Source organism: Magnetospirillum sp. XM-1, from assembly GCF_001511835.1.
Lineage (GTDB): Bacteria > Pseudomonadota > Alphaproteobacteria > Rhodospirillales > Magnetospirillaceae > Phaeospirillum.
This window is the reverse complement of the sequence record NZ_LN997848.1, coordinates 2857898-2878278: the sequence shown is the minus strand read 5'-3', so window position 1 is coordinate 2878278 and position 20381 is coordinate 2857898. Positions and strand designations below refer to the sequence as shown.

Annotated in this window: 20 protein-coding genes; 6 read left to right on the top strand and 14 right to left on the bottom strand. The window is 66.3% G+C overall.

Features of this window, described 5'->3' with window-relative positions:
- The first annotated feature begins 147 nt into the window (after positions 1 to 147).
- The 5 genes from cimA (at position 148) to XM1_RS13300 (ending at position 5806) form a co-directional block, all read left to right on the top strand.
- Positions 148 to 1788, top strand: a complete 1641-nt coding sequence (cimA, locus tag XM1_RS13320) for a citramalate synthase (protein ID WP_068437796.1) — start codon at positions 148 to 150, stop codon at positions 1786 to 1788.
- A 127-nt stretch (positions 1789 to 1915) separates the two neighbouring features.
- A complete protein-coding gene (locus tag XM1_RS13315; RefSeq protein ID WP_068434184.1) occupies positions 1916 to 2692 on the top strand; it encodes an RNA methyltransferase in 777 nt (258 codons plus the stop codon).
- Between the two features lie 119 nt (positions 2693 to 2811).
- Complete coding sequence (locus XM1_RS13310; protein WP_082700510.1) at positions 2812 to 4485, top strand: methyl-accepting chemotaxis protein; 1674 nt, start codon at positions 2812 to 2814, stop codon at positions 4483 to 4485.
- A gap of 153 nt (positions 4486 to 4638) precedes the next feature.
- Positions 4639 to 5256 (top strand): 30S ribosomal protein S4, encoded by a 618-nt coding sequence (rpsD, locus tag XM1_RS13305; protein ID WP_011384527.1) that lies wholly within the window; start codon positions 4639 to 4641, stop codon positions 5254 to 5256.
- A 136-nt stretch (positions 5257 to 5392) separates the two neighbouring features.
- Positions 5393 to 5806 (top strand): response regulator, encoded by a 414-nt coding sequence (locus tag XM1_RS13300; protein ID WP_172821922.1) that lies wholly within the window; start codon positions 5393 to 5395, stop codon positions 5804 to 5806.
- A 104-nt stretch (positions 5807 to 5910) separates the two neighbouring features.
- Here XM1_RS13300 and grxD read toward each other — a convergent pair whose 3' ends face one another.
- From grxD to glgA, 7 genes are all read right to left on the bottom strand, one after another.
- Complete coding sequence (gene grxD, locus XM1_RS13295; protein ID WP_068434178.1) at positions 5911 to 6240, bottom strand: Grx4 family monothiol glutaredoxin; 330 nt, start codon at positions 6238 to 6240, stop codon at positions 5911 to 5913.
- 84 nt (positions 6241 to 6324) lie between these two features.
- Positions 6325 to 6582 carry a BolA family protein gene (locus XM1_RS13290; RefSeq protein ID WP_068434176.1) on the bottom strand — a complete coding sequence of 86 codons (258 nt, stop codon included), beginning with the start codon at positions 6580 to 6582 and terminating at the stop codon, positions 6325 to 6327.
- 171 nt (positions 6583 to 6753) lie between these two features.
- Positions 6754 to 8958, bottom strand: a complete 2205-nt coding sequence (gene purL / locus XM1_RS13285; RefSeq protein WP_068434174.1) for a phosphoribosylformylglycinamidine synthase subunit PurL — start codon at positions 8956 to 8958, stop codon at positions 6754 to 6756.
- On the bottom strand, positions 8955 to 9644 hold the full coding sequence (gene purQ / locus XM1_RS13280) for a phosphoribosylformylglycinamidine synthase subunit PurQ (protein ID WP_068434172.1): 690 nt from the start codon (positions 9642 to 9644) through the stop codon (positions 8955 to 8957). The genes purL and purQ overlap by 4 nt, the downstream gene beginning before the upstream one ends.
- 81 nt (positions 9645 to 9725) lie before the next feature.
- A complete protein-coding gene (locus XM1_RS13275; RefSeq protein WP_068434169.1) occupies positions 9726 to 10265 on the bottom strand; it encodes a hypothetical protein in 540 nt (179 codons plus the stop codon).
- 80 nt (positions 10266 to 10345) lie between these two features.
- Entirely contained in the window at positions 10346 to 11320 is a 975-nt protein-coding gene (gene glk / locus XM1_RS13270) for a glucokinase (protein ID WP_068434167.1), read from the bottom strand.
- Positions 11317 to 12795 carry a glycogen synthase GlgA gene (gene glgA, locus XM1_RS13265; protein WP_068434165.1) on the bottom strand — a complete coding sequence of 493 codons (1479 nt, stop codon included), beginning with the start codon at positions 12793 to 12795 and terminating at the stop codon, positions 11317 to 11319. The genes glk and glgA overlap by 4 nt, the downstream gene beginning before the upstream one ends.
- A 174-nt stretch (positions 12796 to 12969) precedes the next feature.
- Between glgA and glgC the strand changes: the two genes are divergently transcribed.
- Complete coding sequence (gene glgC, locus XM1_RS13260) at positions 12970 to 14259, top strand: glucose-1-phosphate adenylyltransferase (RefSeq protein ID WP_068434163.1); 1290 nt, start codon at positions 12970 to 12972, stop codon at positions 14257 to 14259.
- A gap of 25 nt (positions 14260 to 14284) precedes the next feature.
- Here the strand turns inward: glgC and XM1_RS13255 are convergent, their stop codons facing one another.
- The 7 genes from XM1_RS13255 to fabD form a co-directional block, all read right to left on the bottom strand.
- Entirely contained in the window at positions 14285 to 14752 is a 468-nt protein-coding gene (locus tag XM1_RS13255; protein WP_156428728.1) for a hypothetical protein, read from the bottom strand.
- Between the two features lie 55 nt (positions 14753 to 14807).
- Positions 14808 to 15506, bottom strand: coding sequence for a hypothetical protein (locus tag XM1_RS24705; protein ID WP_197603076.1), 699 nt, complete (start codon positions 15504 to 15506; stop codon positions 14808 to 14810).
- A gap of 244 nt (positions 15507 to 15750) precedes the next feature.
- On the bottom strand, positions 15751 to 16725 hold the full coding sequence (gene mltG, locus XM1_RS13245) for an endolytic transglycosylase MltG (RefSeq protein ID WP_068434159.1): 975 nt from the start codon (positions 16723 to 16725) through the stop codon (positions 15751 to 15753).
- Positions 16726 to 16805: 80 nt separating this feature from the next.
- On the bottom strand, positions 16806 to 18059 hold the full coding sequence (gene fabF, locus XM1_RS13240; RefSeq protein ID WP_068434157.1) for a beta-ketoacyl-ACP synthase II: 1254 nt from the start codon (positions 18057 to 18059) through the stop codon (positions 16806 to 16808).
- A gap of 81 nt (positions 18060 to 18140) precedes the next feature.
- Positions 18141 to 18374 (bottom strand): acyl carrier protein, encoded by a 234-nt coding sequence (locus tag XM1_RS13235; RefSeq protein ID WP_008615764.1) that lies wholly within the window; start codon positions 18372 to 18374, stop codon positions 18141 to 18143.
- A gap of 152 nt (positions 18375 to 18526) precedes the next feature.
- Entirely contained in the window at positions 18527 to 19264 is a 738-nt protein-coding gene (fabG, locus tag XM1_RS13230; protein WP_068434155.1) for a 3-oxoacyl-[acyl-carrier-protein] reductase, read from the bottom strand.
- 128 nt (positions 19265 to 19392) lie between these two features.
- Complete coding sequence (fabD, locus tag XM1_RS13225; protein ID WP_068434153.1) at positions 19393 to 20334, bottom strand: ACP S-malonyltransferase; 942 nt, start codon at positions 20332 to 20334, stop codon at positions 19393 to 19395.
- Positions 20335 to 20381 lie beyond the last annotated feature (47 nt).

The following is a 20381-nucleotide window of genomic DNA, read 5'->3' as shown; positions in this document are numbered from 1 at the left end:
CCATTCATAATTCATTCTCAACTTATCCTCCGTGAGACTCATCACAGTTCGGAACAGGAAAAAAGCGGTAAGCCCTTGCCCAATACCCCCCGGATGGGGCATGTTTCCTCTCTTTCCCACTGTTTTTTCGGGCGGATCGAGATCGTCATGGCCGAGCGCGTTTACCTCTACGACACCACGCTGCGCGATGGGGCGCAGACCCAGGGAGTGGATTTCTCCGCAGCCGACAAGGTGCGGATCGCGCGCGAGCTTGACCGAATCGGCATCGACTACGTGGAAGGCGGCTGGCCGGGGGCCAACCCCACCGACGACGCCTTCTTCGCCGACCCGCCCGCCTTCAAGCGCTCGCGGCTGACCGCCTTCGGCATGACGCGCCGCGCCGGCCGTTCGGCCGACAACGATCCGGGGCTGAACGCCCTGCTGGTCACCCCGGCCCGCGTCACCACCATGGTGGGCAAGAGCTGGGACTTCCAGGTCACCGTGGCGCTCGGCATCGAGCTGGACGAGAACCTGCGCATGATCTCGGATTCGGTGAAGCACGCGCTGACCAAGGTCGACGAGGTGATGTTCGATTCCGAGCACTTCTTCGACGGCTACAAGGCCAATCCGGCCTATGCCCTGTCGGCGGCCAAGGCCGCCTATGATGCCGGCGCCCGCTGGGTGGTGCTGTGCGACACCAACGGCGGCACCCTGCCCCACGAGATGCGCCGCATCGTCGGCGAGGTCATCGCCGGCGGCATCCCGGGCAGTCATCTCGGCGTCCACTGCCACAACGATTCCGACACCGCCGTCGCCAATTCCCTGGCCGCCGTCGAGGCCGGGGTGCGCCAGATCCAGGGCACGCTGAACGGGCTGGGCGAGCGCTGCGGCAACGCCAACCTGATCTCCATCATCCCGGCCCTGATGCTGAAGATGGGCTTCGACACCGGCATCGCGCCGGAAGACCTGAAGAATCTGGTCTCGGTGTCGCGCGCCCTGGACGAGGTGCTGGACCGTACCCCCAATCGCGGCCAGCCCTATGTGGGCAAGTCGGCCTTCGCCCACAAGGGCGGCCTGCACGTCTCCGCCGTGGCCAAGGACCCCAAGTGCTACGAGCACGTGGACCCGTCGGCGGTGGGCAACATGCGCCACATCGTCATGTCCGACCAGGCGGGCCGCTCCAATCTGGTGGCGCGCCTGACCGAGATCGGCGTCGACCTCGATCAGGTCAAGCGCGAAAGCCTGGTCCGCGTGGTCGAGCAGATGCAGGTCACCTTCGACGCCCGCGAGGCCACCGACCTGGTGGATCTGGTCAAGCGCCTGGAGCACGAGGGCTACGCCTACGACCAGGCCGCCGCCAGCTTCGAGCTGCTGGTGCGCCGCGCCTTGGGCGAGGTGCCGGAATACTTCCAGCTGGAACGCTACCGCGTCATCGACGAGCGCCGCCGCAACGCGGTGGGCGAGTGGATCACCCTGTCGGAAGCCACCGTCAAGGTCGAGGTTGGCGGCACGGAATACATGGAAGTGGGCGAAGGCACCGGCCCCGTCCATGCCTTCGACGTGGCGCTCCGCAAGGTGCTGACCCGGGTCTATCCGGCGCTCACCGCGCTGGAGCTCAAGGACTATCGCGTGCGCATCACCGAAAGCACCGTGGGCACCGCCGCCAAGACCCGCGTCACCATCGAAAGCGAGGACGACAAGGGCCATCGCTGGACCACGGTCGGCGTGCACACCAACGTGCTGGAAGCCTCGCTGGAAGCCTTGCAGGATTCCATCACCTTCATGCTGTTCCGCTTCAAAGACGAATAGTATCGGCGAGCCTTCGGGCTCGCCGTATGCGCCCCTTAGCCTAAGCGCTCGCCTCCGCTCGCCTGGCCGCCGCCTCAATGGCGGGGAGATGCCCGCGAACGGATTACCTAAAGGTTTCGCAGGCATCATGACCGACTCGACCACCCCCCCCCGCGGCCCGGCCATCATTCTCGTCCGGCCGCAGCTGTCCGAGAACATCGGCACCGCCGCGCGGGCCATGCTCAATTGCGGGCTGACCGACCTGCGCATCGTCGCACCCCGCGCCAACCCCCTGGACGAACGCGCCATCGCCGCCGCCTCGGGCGCCGACAAGGTGCTGCTGGGCGCCAGGATCGTCGAGCACACCAAGGACGCGGTGGCGGACCTCAACCGGGTCTGGGCCACCACGGGCCGCGACCGCTACATGACCAAGCCGGTGGACACCCCGCGCGAGGCCGCCGGCCATATGCGCAATCTGGATTCGGAAGGGTTGCGCACCGGCGTGATGTTCGGGCCCGAGCGGACCGGCCTGGAGAACGACGACGTCGCCCTGGCCGACACGGTGCTGACCGTACCGCTCAATCCCGATTACTGCTCGCTCAACCTGGCCCAGGCCGTGCTGCTGATCGGCTACGAATGGTTCCAGGCGGGCGTTTCCGGATCGCTGCCCGCCATGACCAAGGGATGGCGCGATTCCGGCCCGGCGCCCAAGGAAAAGCTGGTCCACTTCTTCGAGCACCTGGAACGCGAACTGGACGAATGCGGCTTCCTGCGCATTGCCGACAAGCGGCCGGTGATGGTGCGCAACATCCGCAACATGTTCCAGCGCGCCAACCTCACCGGCCAGGAGATTCAGACCCTGCATGGTATCGTCCATGAACTGGTGACCTACCGCCACAAGAAGGGCAAAACAGAATCATCCTAAATTTCGGTTTTCCACATCAGACAAAATCCATATGTGGATCACCGCAATTGTCCAGCATCTGTGCTTTTGACTATTAGTCCCCTTAATAACGAAAAATATTCGTCAATCAGGGGGCACTAATGCTGCAACGCATCAGGTTCGGCGCTCGTCTATCCATACTTTTGATTATCGCCACATCATTACTATTGGTGATCGGCGGCACCGGCATGCTGGGCGGCAAGCGCGTCGCCGGCGGCCTGGAGGCCGTCTATGGCGAGCGGGTGGTGCCCATGGGCCAGCTGGCCCGCGTGCTGGATTCCGTCCACCGCATCCAGGGCGCCGTCGCCACGGTGATGCAGAGCGAAAGCCGCCTGACGCTCGAGCGCATGGCCAAGGACATCGAGGCCATGGATGCCGAGGTGGATGCGCTGTGGAAGTCCTACGCCTCCGACAGCCGCAGCGCCGAGGAGAAGGCCGCCTTCCAGTCGGCGCTCGACGCCTACCGCGCCTCCTACCGGCTGACGCTCAAGCAATTCGGCGACGGTGACGCCTTCGGCGCCCGCGAGACCATGACCGAGGAGACCACCGGCCGCTACAACGGGGCCACCGCCGCCGTGCGCGCCCTGATGGACAAGGAGATCGGCCTGGCCAAGGACGAATTCCTCTCGGCCATGGACACCTATCAATCCACCAGCACCGCCTCGGCCTGGGTCATCGTGCTGGGCGTCCTGGCCCTGGGCGGCCTCACCCTGGCGGTGACCCGCTCCATCACCGTGCCGGTGAAGGACGCCATCGCCATCATGGGGCGGCTGGCCGGGGGCGATACGGGGGTGGAGGTGACCGGCACCCACCGTCGCGACGAGATCGGCGACATCGCCCGCGCCGTCCAGACCTTCAAGGACCACGCCGTCGAGGTGGAGAGCTTGCGCCGCGCCCAATTGGAGGCCGAGCGCAATTCCAGCGAGGAGCGCCGCCTCGCCCGGGTGCGCATGGCCGACGAGTTCGACGCCAGCGTGCGCGGCATGGTGGACTTCGTCACCACCGCCTCGGCCCGCATGGAAGAATCGGCCCGCACGCTGCAGGGCATGACCCAATCGGCGGGAAACGACGCCGCCTCGGTGGGCCGGGCGGCCCGAACCGCCTCGTCCAACGTGGATCAGGTGGCCGCCGCCGCCGAGGAACTGACCGCCTCCATCGCCGAGATCAGCCGCCAGGTGGCGGAATCCACCTCCATCTCGCGCGAAGCCGTGGCGGAATCCGAGCGCAGCAACCGCATCATGTCCGGCCTGTCCCACGCCGCCGGCCGCATCGGCGACGTGGTGCGCATGATCAACGCCATCGCCGCCCAGACCAACCTGCTGGCGCTTAACGCCACCATCGAGGCGGCAAGGGCCGGCGAGGCGGGCAAGGGCTTCGCCGTGGTGGCCGGCGAGGTCAAGGGACTGGCCAACCAGACCGCCCGGGCCACCGAGGAGATCTCCGAGCAGATCGCCGCCATCCAGGCCGAGACCTCCAAGGCGGCGGACGCCATCGCCCATGTCAGCGTGGTCATCGAGCGCATGAGCCATATCGGCGTCGCCATCGCCCAGGCGGTGGAGCAGCAGGCCGCAGCCGGCGGCGAAATCGCCCAGAGCGCCGAACAGGCGGCACGCGGCACCACCGACGTCACCCGCAGCCTGGGCGACGCCGTGACGGCGGTGTCGGCGGCGGGGACGTCGTCGTCCGACGTGCTGGAGACGGCGCGGCAGCTATCTTCCGGCGCCGCCGGCCTCAGCCGGGCGGTGGAAGGCTTCCTCGCCAAGATTCGGGCTTGAAAAAGCGCTGCCGATCCGTATAGTGCGCCCCTTCTCCTCCCGAGAAAGCGGGTGGCCGGCCGTTTGGCGCGCCCACCCCTCCCCGCCTCCCCAGGCGGACCAGGACTATCGGGACAACCCAATAGGCTGATCAATTCGGCCAGAAGGAAGACCATGAGCAAGCGTATTGAAGCCAAGTACAAGATTAATCGCCGCCTGGGCGCCAATCTCTGGGGCCGCTCCAAGTCCCCGCTGAACCGCGGCAAGGAGAACCCTCCCGGCCAGCACGGCCAGCGCCGCAAGAAGCCGTCCGATTTCGGCACCCAGCTGATGGCCAAGCAGAAGCTCAAGGGCTACTACGGCAACATCAGCGAGAAGCAGTTCCGCCGTCTGTATGACGAGGCCGTGCGCCGCCGTGGCGACACCTCCGAGAACCTGATCGGCCTGCTGGAGTGCCGCCTGGACGCGGTGGTCTACCGCCTCAAGTTCGCCCCCACCCCGTTCGCCGCCCGCCAGCTGGTCAACCACTGCCACATCCTGGTCAACGGCAAGCGCGTCAACATTCCGTCGTACCGCGTCAACGAAGGCGACGTCATCTCGGTGAAGACCAAGTCCAAGGACATGGCCCTGATCCTCGAGGCCGCCCAGTCCGGCGAGCGCGACGTCCCCGACTACATGGAAGTCGACCACAAGGAGATGAAGGGCAAGTTCGTCCGCATCCCCAAGCTGGGCGATGTCCCCTATGCCGTGCAGATGGAACCGAACCTCGTCGTCGAATTCTATTCGCGCTAAGGTTCGCCCACCGGCGACAAGACACGGCCCGGAAGCAGTTCCGGGCCGTTGTTTTTTGCGCGGAAAGCGAACGACTTTCCCGCAGAAGTAGTTTCAGCTATACTGAGTCCCGATTGGACTTTCGGCGAAGGCAAACGTGCGACACCTCAAGGTGCTGATCGTCGAAGACAATGTGGCCGATGCGCGGTTGCAGCAATTCGCCCTGGGCGCACAGGTGTTCGACTGCGCCGTGACCTGGGTCGATTCCATCGATGGGGCGGTGGAGCATTTCAATCGGAGAATCGAGGAGACCGGCGGCGCGGACACCGACGTGGTCCTGCTGGACGGCATGGTGGGAAGCGAGGACGCCTCGGAACTGCTGATCTACATGAAGCTCGATCCGCTGCTGAAGGACGTTCCGGTCGTCGTCACCACCGGTTCCCGGGACCCCCGCCGGCATGAAGCCTGGATCACCCAGGGGGCCGAATCCGTCATGCAGAAATGCTTCGAGATCGAAGACCTGGAAAGCGGCCTGTCGGCGCTGGAGGCCTACGCCAGGGACGTTGCCTAGGGATCTAATTCCCCCCCTCCCCCAGCCCAAGGCTGGAGGAGGGAGAAAAAGCAAAACGGCCCGGAAGTCGCCTTCCGGGCCGCTTATCCTGAATAGGAAGGCGCCTAGGCGCTGGCGACGCCCTTGTCGGCCATCAGCTGCTTCAGCTCGCCCGATTCGGCCATCTCGCGCACGATGTCGCAGCCGCCGACGAACTCGCCCTTGACGTAGAGCTGCGGCAGGGTCGGCCAGTTGGTGAACTGCTTGATGCCTTCGCGCAAGGAAGGATCGACCAGGATGTCGATGCCCTTGAACTTGACGCCCAGATTGGTCAGCACCTGCACCACGGCGGCGGAAAAGCCGCACTGCGGGAACATGGGCGTGCCCTTCATGTAGAGGACCACATCATTCTCGGAAAGGTCCTGGCGGATGCGGTCGAAAACGGGATTGCTCATCGGTCGAATTTCCTCGGAATATGGATCGTGACGGATCGTGGTTGAGATGTAGGCAGCACAGCGCCGGGGCGCAAGCGCGCCAGCCTAATCCTTGGCGAAATCGGGGGCGTTGTCGGGGGTCGCGGTCTGCAGCGCCATGGCGTGCAGCTGGCCGCCCATCTTCCCCTGCATGGCGGCGAAGACCATCTGATGCTGGGCGACGCGGCTCTTGCCGCGGAAGGCCTCGGAAATCACCAGGGCCGAGTAGTGATCGCCGTCGCCGCGCAGATCCTCGATGATCACCTTGGCATCGGGAATCCCCTCGCGAATCAGGGCTTCGATCTCATTGGCTTCCATGGGCATGGCGTATCTTTCCTAATGCTCCCCTTCCGCGATCACAATACGGGGCCGCACCAGCGCCCGCAACAGCGCTATGGCCCCATGGAACGAAGGGCTTCCCGCCAAAGGAAAAGCCCTCTCACCCGCAAGGGATGAGAGGGCTTTGGTTCCGCGCGAGACGAGGATGCCGTGGCCTCAGTGGCCCGACATTTCCTCGCCCATATAGGCGGGCAGCCAGCCTTCGTTGGCCTCGGCCAGTTCATAGACCGGCACGGCGCGGCCGCCGACGCTGATCACCGAACCGCCGGTCTTGCCGATGACGCGCGCCGTGGTGTCGTGCTCCGCCGCCTCTTCCAGCACGCTGGCCAGATCGTTGTCGGAGACTTCCAGCACGTAGCGGCCCTGGTCCTCGCCGAAGCACCAGGCGTGCAGCGGCAGATTGTGGGGCGCGTCCAGCTTGGCGCCGATCTTGTCCGCCGACGCCATGGCCATCTCGGCCACCGCCACCAGCAGGCCGCCATCGGAGACGTCGTGGCAGGCCTGCACCAGGCCGTCGCCGATCAGCTGGCGGACCAGCTCGCCGGCGCGGCGTTCGCGATGCAGCGCCACGGGCGGCGGGGCGCCGTCCTCACGCTTGGCGATCTCGCGCAGGTAAAGCGACGAGCCCAGCCAGCCCTTGGTCTCGCCGATCAGCACGATGGACGAGCCGGCGCGCTTGAAGGCCACGGTGGCGGACTTGTTGACGTCCTCCAACAGGCCGACGCCGCCCACCGCCGGGGTGGGCAGGATGGCGTTGCCTTGGGTCTCGTTGTAGAGCGAGACGTTGCCCGACACCACGGGGAAGTCCAGCTCCACGCAGGCCTGGCCCATGCCGCGGATGGCCTCGACGATCTGGCCCATGATCTCGGGCTTTTCCGGATTGCCGAAGTTCAGGTTGTCGGTGACGGCCATGGGCAGGGCGCCCACCGCCGACAGGTTGCGATAGGCCTCGGCCACCGCCTGGCGACCGCCCTCGTAGGGGTCGGCCAGCACGTAGCGGGGCGTCACGTCGGTGGTGATGCCCACCGCCTTGTCCGTGCCGTGGATGCGCACCACGGCGGCGTCGCCGCCGGGGCGGCCCACCGTGTCGCCCATCACCATGTGGTCGTACTGGGAGTAGATCCAGCGCTTGGACGCCAGATCGGGGCAGGCCACCAGAATCTTCAGCGCCTCGGCGACGCAGATCTGGGGCACGTCCTTGGCATCAACCACCGGACGCTTGGCCGGGGCGGTCCAGGGACGGTCATACTCGGGCGAAGCCAGGGCCAGCGGATCGATGGGGAGATCGGCCACCACCTCGCCATGGCGCTTGAGCACCATGCGACCAGTGTCGGTCAGCACGCCGACCACGGCGAAGTCCAGCTCCCACTTGTCCATGATGGCCTTGGCCAGGGCCTCGCGGCCGGGCTTCAACACCATCAGCATGCGTTCCTGGGATTCGGACAGCATGATCTCGTAAGGAGTCATGCCCTCTTCGCGCATGGGCACGGCGTCGAGATCCATCTCGATGCCCAGGCCGCCCTTGGACGCCATCTCGAAGGAGGACGAGGTCAGGCCGGCGGCGCCCATGTCCTGAATGGCGACGATGGCGTCGGTGGACATCAGCTCCAGGCAGGCCTCGATCAGCAGCTTCTCGGTGAAGGGGTCGCCCACCTGCACGGTGGGGCGCTTTTCCTCGGACTTCTCGTCGAACTCGGCCGAGGCCATAGTGGCGCCGTGAATGCCGTCACGCCCCGTCTTCGAGCCGAAATAGACCACGGGATTGCCGATGCCGGCGGCGGCCGAATAGAAGATCTTGTCCTTGTCGGCCAGACCCACGGTCATGGCGTTGACCAAGATGTTGCCGTTGTAGCTGGGGTGGAAATTGGTCTCGCCGCCCACGGTGGGCACGCCGACGCAATTGCCGTAGCCGCCGATGCCGGCCACCACGCCCGCCACCAGATGGCGGGTCTTGGGGTGCGAGGGATCGCCGAAGCGCAGCGCGTTCATGTTGGCGATGGGACGCGCGCCCATGGTGAACACGTCCCTGAGAATGCCGCCCACGCCGGTGGCCGCGCCCTGGTAGGGCTCGATGAAGCTGGGGTGGTTGTGGCTTTCCATCTTGAAGACGATGGCCTGGCCGTCGCCGATGTCGATGATGCCGGCGTTCTCGCCGGGGCCGCAGATCACCCAGGGGGCCTTGGTCGGCAGGGTCTTCAGCCACTTCTTCGACGACTTGTACGAGCAATGCTCGGACCACATCACCGAGAAGATGCCGAGCTCGGTCAGATTGGGCTCGCGGCCCATGATCTCGAGGATCTTCTTGTACTCGTCCGGCTTGATGCCGTGCTGCGCGATGACTTCGGCAGTGATCTTGCTCATCGCAGCGCCTCCACCAGGGAATCGAACATCTTCTTGCCGTCGGACCCGCCCAGCAGGTCCTCGGCCAGACGCTCGGGGTGGGGCATCAGGCCCAGCACCGTCTTGGTCTCGTTATAGATACCGGCCACGTTGGACAAGGCGCCGTTGGGATTGGTGGCATCGGACACCTCGCCAGTCTTCGAGCAGTAGCGGAACGCCACCTGGCCATTGCCCTCCATGGCGCGGAAGGCCTCGGGCTCGACGAAGTAGTTGCCCTCGGCGTGCGCGATGGGATAGCGCACCACGTCGCCCAGCTTGTGCTTGCGCGCGAAATCGGTCTCGGCGTTCTCGACGCGCAGGTACACGTCCTGGCAGATGAACTTGAGATTGCGGTTGCGCATGAGCACGCCCGGCAGCAGGCCGGTTTCGGTCAGGATCTGGAAGCCGTTGCAGATGCCCAGCACCCTTGTGCCCTTCTCCGCCTGGCGCTTGACCTCCCGCATGATCGGCGAATGGGCCGCCATGGCGCCGCAGCGCAGGTAATCGCCATAGGAGAAGCCGCCGGGGACCACGATCAGGTCCAGGTCGGGCAGTTGGGTGTCGCGGTGCCACACCATGAGGGGCTTGGAGCCCATGCTTGCTTCCAGCGCCACGGCGACGTCACGGTCGCAGTTGGAGCCGGGGAAAACGATGACGGCGGCTTTCAAGGGCGTTGCCTTCACGCAAGGGAGACGGAGGCTGATGTGTACCCCGGAACCGATTCGGATTCCAGTCCCGATGGCGCTTGTTCAGGCCGCCTGGGTGAGCGTCGGCTCGATGCGGTTGGGCGACGAGCCCGCCACCCGGTCCAGGGTCTCGCGGATATATCCCGAATCACGGTCGTCGCCGCTGACGGCGAAGCGGGCACCGAGGCGACGCGCCAGCCAGCGGCCGACGGTGCTCGAGCGGCCGCGGCCGTTGCGGCAGACCACCAGCACCTCCCTGATGCCCTTGTCCGCCAGCCCGTCGGCGAAGGCGGCAATGGCGGCGGCGTCGGCGGCGATGAAGGGCCGCCAGGGAATGTCGGAGCCGAACAGCCGGCCGGCCAAAGCCTCGAACACGGCGCGGTTGCGGCCCCACAGCCGGGTGATCAGGCGGCCTTTCACCCCCAGAGCCGAAGCATCCATGTCCCAGAAGGCGAGCGTCAGGGCCGCGCCCCAACCGGAATCGGCCAGCCCCCGTCCCTCGGCCTTCCAGTCATCGGTCGGATCGCAGATGCGCAGCACCGCCGCGTCCTCGCGGGGCGCCATGCCGTCGAACTCGCCGACCTTGAACGGGGAAACCAACATGGGAGGGCTCGTGAACATGCCTCGATAATTCAGATATCGTGCATGTTGCGCCGCAATGCAAGCGCGGCGACGGAATGGGCCTATGCGGAATTCTCGGAGCCCACCAAAGCCGCCAATCCCACGAAGGCCGGCAGCGGGTGGGTGATCAGCCAGACGGGGATCTGGGCCAGATAGGGCTGGAACCGCCCATGGGCCTCGAAGCGCGTCCTGAACGACGACAGGCGGAAGGCGTCGGCCATGCGCGGCAGGATGCCGCCGGCGATGAACAGGCCGCCCTTGGCCCCCAGCGACAGGGCCAGATTGCCCGCCACGGTGCCCATCATGGCGAAGAAGGTCTCCACCGCCTCGCGGCTGACCGGGCACGAACCGTCCAGGCCCCGCTTGCTGATCACGTCGGGGGTGGAGAACACCGCCTGATGCCCGGACAGGGCGGCGATGGCCTGGTAGAGGTTGACCAGCCCCTGCCCCGACAGCACCCGCTCGGCCGAGACATGGTCGAACTGGGTGCGCAGGCGGTCGAGGATGCGGGCCTCGCGCTCGGTGGCGGCGGCCATGGTGACGTGGCCCCCCTCGGTATCGAGGGCCGTCCACTCGCCCGAGGCGGCGGGAACCAGGGCCGACACGCCGAGCCCGGTGCCCGGCCCCAGCACGGCGATGGGGCGCCCGGCCAGGGCCGCTCCGCCGCCCATGGCGACCAGATGCTCGGGCTTCAAATGACGGACCGAGAGCGCCACGGCGGTGAAGTCGTTGACCACCTCCAGCCGCTCGAGCCCCACGGCCTGGCGGGTCGCCTCGATGGAGAAGCGCCAGGGGGAATTGGTCAGCTCGATGCGGTCGCCGTCGATCACCGAGGCCACGGCGAAGGCCCCGCGCCGGGGTGCGGCCCCGCCCCCCTGGTCGGCGAGATAGGCCTTGATGGCGGGCGCCGGACCATCGTAATCGGCGCAGCGCAGCACCACCGGGTTGGCCGCCTCGCCATCGGCGCCCACCAGGGCGAAGCGGGCATGGGTGCCGCCGATGTCGGCGACCAGAACCGGAACGGCTTCGGACGTCATGCCTTCTTCTTTCCCTTGCCGTTGCCGGCGAACGACTTGTAGAGGTCACCGTACAGCGCCGCCGAACGCCCCCAAGAGAAGTCCTGGGCGACGCAGGCCTTGACGATCTTCGTCCACTGGTCCTTGCGGGTGTAAAGCCCCACGGCCCGCTCGACCGCCCACTGGAAGGCGCCGACATTGCAATGCTCGAACACGAAGCCGTTGGCCTTGCCGGTCATCAGGGTGTCGTAGCCGCTGTCCACCAGGGTGTCGGCCAGCCCGCCGGTGGCGTGGGCTATCGGCACGGTGCCGTAGCGGAAGGCGTAGAACTGGGTCAGGCCGCACGGCTCGAACCTGGATGGCATCAGCAGCATGTCGCCGCCGGCCATCATGCGATGCGCCAGGGGCTCGGAATAGCCGATGCGCGCCGCCACCTGGGTGGGATGGGCGGCGGCCGCGGCGCGGAAACCGTCCTCCAGGTGCCGGTCGCCGGTTCCCACCACCGCCACCTGGGCGCCCATCTTCAGGATGTTGGGCAGGGCCGCCAGGACCAGGTCCATGCCCTTGTGGTCGTTGAGGCGGCTGACGATCACCATCAGCGGCGCATCCGGGTCCTGGGCCAGGCCCAGTTCCGCCTGCAGCGCCGCCTTGTTGCGCGCCTTGCCGGCCGAATCGCCGGGGGCATAGGGATGGGCGAGATGGGAATCGGTGGCCGGATTCCACACCCCGTAATCGGCGCCGTTGAGGATACCGACAAGGTCCGTGGCGCGATGGGACAAAAGGCCGTCCATGCCGCAGCCGAAGGCCGGGGTCTGGATCTCCTTGGCATAGCGCGGGCTGACCGTGGTGATGCGGTCGGAATAGAACAGCCCAGCCTTGAGGTAGGACAGGGTGTCGTAATACTCGAACCCTTCCATGGCGTACATGTCGGGCGGGAAGCCCAGGCGCGCCACCATGTCCGGCGGGAACTGGCCCTGATAGGCGATGTTGTGGATGGTGAAGACCGTCGCCGGGCGCTGGGTCACGTTCCAGGCGTGGAGATAAGCCGCCGCCAGGCCGGTCTGCCAGTCGTTGGCGTGCAGCACCTGGGGCCGCCACTTGACCGGGCTGCCCTCGGTGCAAAGATGGGCGGCCGTCCACGACAGCAGGGCGAAGCGCAGCGCGTTGTCGGGCCAGTCGCGGCCCTGGGAATCCTGATAGGGACCGCCGACGCGCTCGAACAGGGCGGGACAGTCCACCAGCCAGACAGGAACACCGCTGTCGGGCAGCTTGCCGGATAGCAGCATCGCCTCGGCCCCCAGGCCGAAGGGGTCGCCCAGCGCGCCGGCCACCTTCTTGGCCCCGGCGGCGGCGATGGCGTCGGGATAACCGGGCAGCAGGATGCGGACATCCACGCCGGCTTGGGCCAGGGCGGCGGGCAGCGCCCCCGACACGTCGGCCAGCCCGCCGGTCTTGACCAGCGGAAACACTTCTGAGGAAGCGAACAGCACGCGCATCTCGGACCCCGTCTCGGAGGTTGAAGCACTCCTACCTTCAGCCTATCCCGGATTACCGCCGCCGTCGAGAGAGGCCGTGGCCCCACATGGCCGCGTCCCGCCCCCTGCGATTGTACCCATGCGGGGATTGTGGCACCGTCATAAGGCAACGAAAAAACGTCCAAGGGGTGATGAATGTACGATCCCACCGATCGGAGCGCCGCCATCGACATCGAGGTCAACGACCGCCTGCGCAAGACCCTGGCGCTGATCCTGGCGGGCGGGCGCGGCTCGCGCCTGATGGACCTCACCGACTGGCACGCCAAGCCGGCCATTCCCTTCGCCGGCAAGTTCCGCATCGTCGACTTCACGCTCTCCAACTGCATCAATTCCGGCATCCGCCGCATCGGCGTGCTGACCCAGTACAAGGCCCATTCCCTGCTGCAGCACATCCAGCGCGGTTGGGGTTTCCTCAGGGGCGAGTTCAACGAGTTCATCGAGCTGCTGCCCGCCCAGCAGCGCACCCAGGGCGAGAACTGGTACAAGGGCACCGCCGACGCGGTGTTCCAGAACCTGGACATCGTCCGGGCGCATAGGCCCGAGCATGTGCTGATCCTGGCCGGCGACCATGTCTACAAGATGCATTACGGCCGCATGCTGGCCCACCACCTGGCGGCCGGGGCCGACGTCACCGTCGCCTGCATCGAGGTGCCGCTGGAGGCCGCCAAGGGCTTCGGCGTCATGGCGGTGGACGACGACGACCGCATCATCCGCTTCGACGAGAAGCCCGCCAACCCGCAGCCCATGCCCGGACATCCCGACAAGGCCATGGCCAGCATGGGCATCTACATCTTCAACGCCCAGCTGCTGTTCGACATGCTGCAGAAGGACTCCACAGCCGCAGGGACCAGCCACGATTTCGGCAAGGACCTGATCCCCGCCCTGGTCGGCACCCACCGGGTGATCGCCCACCACTTCCAGGATTCCTGCGTCATGCACGAAGGGGCGCGGGAGCATTACTGGCGCGACGTCGGCACCATCGACGCCTATTGGGAGGCCAATATCGACCTCACCACGGTGACGCCGGCGCTGAACCTCTATGACGAGAGCTGGCCCATCTGGACCGACCAGCCGCAATCGCCGCCCGCCAAGTTCGTGTTCGATTCCGATCACAGGCGCGGCATGGCGGTGGATTCCCTGGTGGCGGGAGGCTGCATCGTCTCGGGCGCCGTGGTGCGGCGCTCCATGCTGTTCTCCAACGTCCGGGTCAATTCCTATTGCGTGGTCGAGGACGCCGTCATCCTGCCCAACGTCGACATCGGCCGCCATGCGCGCCTGAAACGCTGCATCGTCGACCAGGGCGTGGTGGTGCCGCCGGGTCTGGTGGTGGGCGAGGACGCCGCCCTGGACGCCGCCCGCTTCCACCGCACGGAAAAGGGCATCACCCTGGTGACGGCGGAGAAGCTGAAATTGCTGGGAGCATAGGAGAGGGCCCGCGTGAGCGGCAAGGCTACCAGTTGTAATGATACCCCTGATGACACTCGACGCCATCGACCACCCAACCGCGCGCCTCTTTACTCATCCGGTATCGGGCTATCCAGGGGCCGGAGCGTTCCCAGGCGGCAACGATGATGACTGAGTTACCCGTGCTGCGTTCAGTACGATACCAGTAACCATAGGGTGCGTCGTCCTGGGCGCAGTTCAGCGGGCTCGATTCCAGCCCGCACATATCGCCCTCGACATATTCGCCACCACAATTCTGGACGACCAGTTCACGCTCATAGGCCGCGACGGCATCGAGATACGCCGAACTGAAGTAGCGACCGAACATTTTCTCGTAAGTCCGCCGAGCCCCTTTGTAATCGGTGAGGAAGTCAAAGAGGTGCACATTTCCAGGCCGTTCCGAGGCTTGAACCTTCAAAATGACGTTCAATGCGCGCTCGGGCGCTGATGCCGCACGGTGAAGTTGCCCTGCCATCGACTCCCCATCCGCCCCAAACGTCGGAATGGGGGAGACGAGAGCGACGACAAGGCTAAGGGCTGCGACGATAGACCTGATGGGCCGGTTTGTGCGTGCGGTATCCATCGCCACCCCACATATCCCTTTGCTTGTAGTCCGATATCCAAGTCTTGCCGTCATACATTGCCGTATGGCCTTCAATGCTCCCGCCTGGATAGGGCTGGATAACGACGACATCGCCTTTTCGAGGTTTATACGCCTCTTCGGCAACCGGTTCAAATCCGGCCTTCTCCAGGGCTGGTCCCATATCCTTGGCATCACGGACGCCAACACCCACCTGGAGGCCGCCACTGCTAAGGGCCGCCTTGACGTAATTGGCACAACGCCCTTTTGATTTGGCCTCGGCGCGCGCTCTCAACGTCTCTGCCGACTTGTCCGCATCGAACGGTGCCTTGGCTCCGCTGCCGCCGGTCCGCTCGTGGGCCGCCACCTCGACCACGTGGCCGTTGACGGTGCGGGTATAGCTGCGGATACGGATGCTCCCGCTGGCCACCTTGGTTCCGTCCGAGGCGTAGATATTGCCGTCTGCGCCCTGGCGGCGCTCCATCTGGTCGGTGTGGTCACCGCGCAGGGTCTGGTCGGGATAGAGGGTGGCGAAGCCCTGGGACACCATATCGCGCCATGACTGGGAATCCGGGTGGCGGGAGTTGGTGTAGCGGGGATCGGTCATGGCCTTCTTCAGATTGGCCTCGGTCAGCGGAAAAGGATACATGGCAGGCTCCGGGCAAAAGAAAACGCCCGGAGCCAATGCCTGGCTCCGGGCGTATTTCGGGTGTTGGTGGACTATTCCTACCACAAACCCGACAACGGAAAAAGGAATTTATTCTTCTAACGGTTCCCAAAGGGCCGCGCCCTTTGGCGGGTGCGGGCGGAGCCCGCGTGAGCGGCGAAGCCGAATGGTGCGGCCCCTCACCCCACCCCTCTCCCGGAGGGAGAGGGAGTCTAAGGACCGCCCCCTACTTCCCCGCCTTCTCCAACTGCCGCCACTTCGCCACGTTTGAATTGTGCTCGTCCAGCGTCCGGGCGAAGGCGTGGCCGCCGGTGCCGTCGGCGACGAAGTACAGCGCGTCGGTCTTGGCCGGGTGGAGCACGGCTTCCAGCGAGGCGCGGCCGGGATTGGCGATGGGGGTCTTTGGCAATCCGTCGATGGTGTAGGTGTTCCAGGGGTGATTGGTCTGGAGCTCGGCCCGGGTGAGCGGATGGTCGAGCTCACCCAGTCCGTCGGACACGCCATAGATCACCGTGGGGTCGGATTGCAGCCGCATACCCTTGGCGAGGCGGTTGTAGAACACGGCGGCGACCTTGGCGCGTTCGGAATCCACGGCCGTCTCGCGCTCGACCATGGAGGCGAGGATCAGGGCGTCGTCCTTGGATTTAAGCGGCAGGCCGGGGGCGCGGGCCACCCACAGCACGTCCAGGGTCTGGGCCATGGCCTTTTCCATGCGGGCGACGACGTCGTCGCGGGCTTCGTCTCTGACCATGTGCCAGGTCTCGGGCAGCAGGCGGCCTTCGGCCGGCTTGCGGGTGACGGAGCCGGACAGGAAGTCGGCCTCCTTCACCAGATCGAGGACCTGGCGCACGGTCAGCCCCTCGGCCACCGTCAGCTTGTGGATCACCACCTTGCCCTCGGCGATGATGCGCATGGCCTCTTCCGGCGACACATGGGCGGGAAAGGCGTATTCGCCGGCCTTCAGCGTGGCACGGCGCAGCTTGACGCCGGCGGCGAAGACATAGCGGGACGAGACCACGCCGGCACCTTCCAGCGACTGGGCGATCAGCTCGGTGCCCGACCCCTTGGGAATGATCACGGTAACCGGCCTGGGCGACGGCCCCGGCCCGGTGAAGCGGCGGTGGCCTTCCCAGGCGATCCAGGCGGCCGCCAGGACGAGCACAGCCATCAGGGCGGCGGCGATCTTCATCCAGGGTTTCATTTCCGCGCATTCCTCCGGACAGGACAAAGGCCCCCGATTGCGCGGGGGCCTTGCCTTGAAAAACGGCTCTGCGTCGCCGGTTACAGGCCGCGCAGCACCAGCGAGGCGTTGGTGCCGCCGAACCCGAACGAGTTGGACAGCGCCACCTTGATCTTACGCTCCTTGGCCTTCAACGGCACCAGGTCGAGGTCGCAGCCCTCGTCCGGATTGTGCAGGTTGAGGGTGGGCGGCGCGACCTGATCGCGGATGGCCAGCAGCGAGTAGATGGCTTCCACCGCGCCCGCCGCGCCCAGCAGGTGGCCGATGGCCGACTTGGTGGACGACATGGAGAGCTTGTAGGCGTGGCTGCCGAACACCTGCTTGACCGCGCCCAGCTCGATGGTGTCGCCCATGGTGGCGGTACCGTGGGCGTTGACGTAGTCGATGTCCTCGACATTGACGCCGGCCCGCTTGATGGCGGCCTTCATGGCGCGCACGGCGCCGTTGCCGTCTTCGGCGGGAGCGGTGATGTGATGGGCGTCGCCGGACATGCCGTAGCCGATCACCTCGCCATAGATCTTGGCGCCGCGCTTCTTGGCGTGCTCGAGTTCCTCCAGCACCACGACGCCGGCGCCCTCGCCCATGACGAAGCCGTCACGGTCGCGGTCCCAGGGGCGCGAGGCCTCGGTCGGGCGGTCGTTGTAGCTGGTGCACAGCGCCTTGGCGGCGGCGAAACCCGCGATGCCCAGGCGGTGAATGGCGGCCTCGGCGCCGCCGGCCACCATGACGTCGGCATCATCGAACTGGATGATGCGGGCGGCGTCGCCGATGGCGTGCGCGCCGGTGGCGCAGGCGGTGACCACGGCGTGGTTCGGTCCCTTGAAGCCGTACTTGATCGACAGATGGCCAGAGACCAGGTTGATCAGCGCGGCGGGGATGAAAAAGGGGCTGATGCGGCGCGGACCGGATTTCTCCAGGGTCAGGGCGCCGTCGGCGATGTTGGGCAGACCGCCGATGCCCGAACCGATCATCACGCCGGTACGTTCCAGCGATTCCGCGTCGGAAGGCTTCCAGCCGGAATCCTCGACGGCCTCGGCGGCGGCGGCCAGGCCATAGACGATGAAATCGTCCATGCGGCGCCGGTCCTTGGCGGGAACGACGGCATCGAGATCAAGCTCGCCCGGATTGGTACCGCGCGGAATGACACCGGCGATCTGGGCGGCGAGATCGGAAACATCGAAGGCATCGATGCGGCGGATGCCGGACTGGGCGGCGATCAGACGCTCCCAGTTGACCTTGACACCATTGCCGAGCGGAGTGGTCAGGCCGAGGCCGGTGACGACAACACGTCTCATGGAACCCTGGCTTTCGGAAAGTGTATGGGACAGATGACTGGACGCCGGACCGCGCCATGCGGCCCGGCGTCCTTATATCACTTAGGAATTCGCCGTGATGAAATCGATGGCGTCCTTCACCGTGAGAATCTTCTCGGCGGCGTCATCGGGGATCTCGACGGAGAATTCTTCTTCGAAGGCCATCACCAGCTCGACGGTGTCGAGGCTGTCGGCGCCCAGGTCATCGATGAAGGAGGCGTTCTCGGTCACCTTGGCCTCTTCGACGCCCAGATGCTCGACGACGATCTTCTTAACCCGTTCAGCCACGTCACTCATTTGCGAATCCTCGAAAAGTCTCGTCTATGGGAAAACTGTTTAACGCGCCTCGGCGCTCAGGCCCCGACAGGCGGAAAGTGCCCGTCTGTACCATACTTTTTTTGCCATTGCCAGCATCGGCGGCCCTAATTCCGACACCTTTGTCGGAATGCCTAGATCATCGCCATGCCGCCGTTGACGTGCAGGGTCTGGCCCGTCACGTAGGCGGCCTCGGCGGAAGCCAGATAGACCACGGCCGCCGCGATCTCTTCCGAGGTGCCCATGCGTCCGGCGGGAATGCCGGCGTTAAGCTTGGCCTTCTGCTCGTCCGACAGCACGTCGGTCATGGCGGAGGAGATGAAGCCCGGCGCCACGCAGTTCACGGTGATGTTGCGGCTGGCCACTTCCTGGGCCAGCGCCTTGCTCATGCCGATCATGCCGGCCTTGGAGGCGGCGTAGTTGACCTGCCCCGGATTGCCGGTGACGCCGACGATGGAGGTGATGTTGACGATGCGGCCCCAGCGGCGCTTCATCTGGCCCTTGACGGCGGCGCGGCTCAGGCGGAAGGCGGCGGTGAGATTGACGTCGATCACCGTCTGCCAGTCCTCGTCCTTCATGCGCAGCACCAGGCCGTCCTTGGTCAGGCCGGCGTTGTTGACCAGGATGTCGATGGAGCCCATGGCCGCCTCGGCGTCCTTGGCCAGCTGCTCGACGGCCGCCGCGTCCGACAGGTTGGCGGGCAGGACGTGGACGCGCTCGCCCAGTTCGGCGGCCAGGGCGTCGAGCGCCTCGCGCCTTGTGCCGTGCAGGCCGACGACGGCGCCACGGGCATGCAGGGCACGAGCGATGGCGCCGCCGATGCCGCCCGAGGCGCCGGTCACCAGGGCGGTCTTGCCGCTAAGATCGAACATCAAGCTCTCTCCCTATTTCGACGACCCAACGTCTTCGTTGGGTCGGAGTTGCGGGCAAGGCCCGGCACGCCTTATGGCGCGGGAGCCAAGCGCGCGGAGGCGCGCGCCCGGCGATTGAGGGACAATGATCAAAGGCTCTTCAGGAAGGCTTCGATGTCGGCGGGCGTGCCCACCGAGGAGCCGGACAGTTCCTTGTCGATGCGCTTGGCCAGGCCGCCCAGCACCTTGCCGGAGCCCAGCTCCACCAGCGAGGTCACGCCCTCGGCCTTCATGAACAGCACGCTTTCGCGCCAGCGCACCGTGCCGGTCACCTGGCGGACCAGCAGGTCGCGGATGGCGGCCGGGTCGGTGACCTTCGACGCGGTGACGTTGGCCACCAGGGCGACCTTGGGGGCCTGCATGCCGACCTTGGCCAGGGCCTCGGCCATGGCGTCGGCGGCGGGCTGCATCAGGGCGCAATGGAAGGGGGCGGACACGGGCAGCGGAATGGCGCGCTTGATGCCCTTCTCGGCGGCGATCTTGATGGCGCGGTCCACGGCGCCCTTGTGCCCGGACAGCACCACCTGCGAGCCGCCGTTGTCGTTGGCGGCCTCGCAGACTTCGCCTTCGGCGGCCAGGGCGGCGATCTCACGCGCCTGCTCCAGCTCGGAGCCCAGCAGGGCGGCCATGGCGCCCACGCCCACCGGCACGGCCTTCTGCATGGCCTGGCCGCGGACCTTCAAGAGCCGCGCGGTGTCGGCCACCGTAAAGGTGCCGGCGGCGGCCAGGGCGGAATACTCGCCCAGGCTATGACCGGCCACGAAGGTGGCGGCCTTGGCGAGGTCGAGCTTGCCCTCGGATTCCAGCACCCGGACCACGGCCATGGACACCGCCATCAGGGCGGGCTGGGCGTTCTCGGTCAGCGTCAGCTGATCCTCGGGCCCCTCGAACATCAGAGTGGTGAGCTTCTGCGACAGGGCGTCGTCCACTTCCTGGAACAGCTGGCGGGCCACCGGAAAGGCTTCGGCCAGTTCGCGGCCCATGCCGACAGCCTGGGATCCCTGGCCGGGAAAGACGAACGCGCGGGTCATGGAGACACTCCCTCGAGGCGAATTGGTGGGCGAGAAGAAAGGCGAGA

What these genes read in the sequence shown, in the direction of transcription:
- cimA (WP_068437796.1), top strand. Translation starts at nt 148, where the DNA reads ATGGCCGAGCGCGTTTACCTCTACGACACCACGCTGCGCGATGGGGCG.
- XM1_RS13315 (WP_068434184.1), top strand. Translation starts at nt 1,916, where the DNA reads ATGACCGACTCGACCACCCCCCCCCGCGGCCCGGCCATCATTCTCGTC.
- XM1_RS13310 (WP_082700510.1), top strand. Translation starts at nt 2,812, where the DNA reads ATGCTGCAACGCATCAGGTTCGGCGCTCGTCTATCCATACTTTTGATT.
- rpsD (WP_011384527.1), top strand. Translation starts at nt 4,639, where the DNA reads ATGAGCAAGCGTATTGAAGCCAAGTACAAGATTAATCGCCGCCTGGGC.
- grxD (WP_068434178.1), bottom strand. Translation starts at nt 6,240, where the DNA reads ATGAGCAATCCCGTTTTCGACCGCATCCGCCAGGACCTTTCCGAGAAT.
- XM1_RS13290 (WP_068434176.1), bottom strand. Translation starts at nt 6,582, where the DNA reads ATGCCCATGGAAGCCAATGAGATCGAAGCCCTGATTCGCGAGGGGATT.
- purL (WP_068434174.1), bottom strand. Translation starts at nt 8,958, where the DNA reads ATGAGCAAGATCACTGCCGAAGTCATCGCGCAGCACGGCATCAAGCCG.
- XM1_RS13275 (WP_068434169.1), bottom strand. Translation starts at nt 10,265, where the DNA reads ATGTTGGTTTCCCCGTTCAAGGTCGGCGAGTTCGACGGCATGGCGCCC.
- glk (WP_068434167.1), bottom strand. Translation starts at nt 11,320, where the DNA reads ATGACGTCCGAAGCCGTTCCGGTTCTGGTCGCCGACATCGGCGGCACC.
- glgA (WP_068434165.1), bottom strand. Translation starts at nt 12,795, where the DNA reads ATGCGCGTGCTGTTCGCTTCCTCAGAAGTGTTTCCGCTGGTCAAGACC.
- glgC (WP_068434163.1), top strand. Translation starts at nt 12,970, where the DNA reads ATGTACGATCCCACCGATCGGAGCGCCGCCATCGACATCGAGGTCAAC.
- XM1_RS13255 (WP_156428728.1), bottom strand. Translation starts at nt 14,752, where the DNA reads ATGGCAGGGCAACTTCACCGTGCGGCATCAGCGCCCGAGCGCGCATTG.
- XM1_RS24705 (WP_197603076.1), bottom strand. Translation starts at nt 15,506, where the DNA reads ATGTATCCTTTTCCGCTGACCGAGGCCAATCTGAAGAAGGCCATGACC.
- mltG (WP_068434159.1), bottom strand. Translation starts at nt 16,725, where the DNA reads ATGAAACCCTGGATGAAGATCGCCGCCGCCCTGATGGCTGTGCTCGTC.
- fabF (WP_068434157.1), bottom strand. Translation starts at nt 18,059, where the DNA reads ATGAGACGTGTTGTCGTCACCGGCCTCGGCCTGACCACTCCGCTCGGC.
- XM1_RS13235 (WP_008615764.1), bottom strand. Translation starts at nt 18,374, where the DNA reads ATGAGTGACGTGGCTGAACGGGTTAAGAAGATCGTCGTCGAGCATCTG.
- fabG (WP_068434155.1), bottom strand. Translation starts at nt 19,264, where the DNA reads ATGTTCGATCTTAGCGGCAAGACCGCCCTGGTGACCGGCGCCTCGGGC.
- fabD (WP_068434153.1), bottom strand. Translation starts at nt 20,334, where the DNA reads ATGACCCGCGCGTTCGTCTTTCCCGGCCAGGGATCCCAGGCTGTCGGC.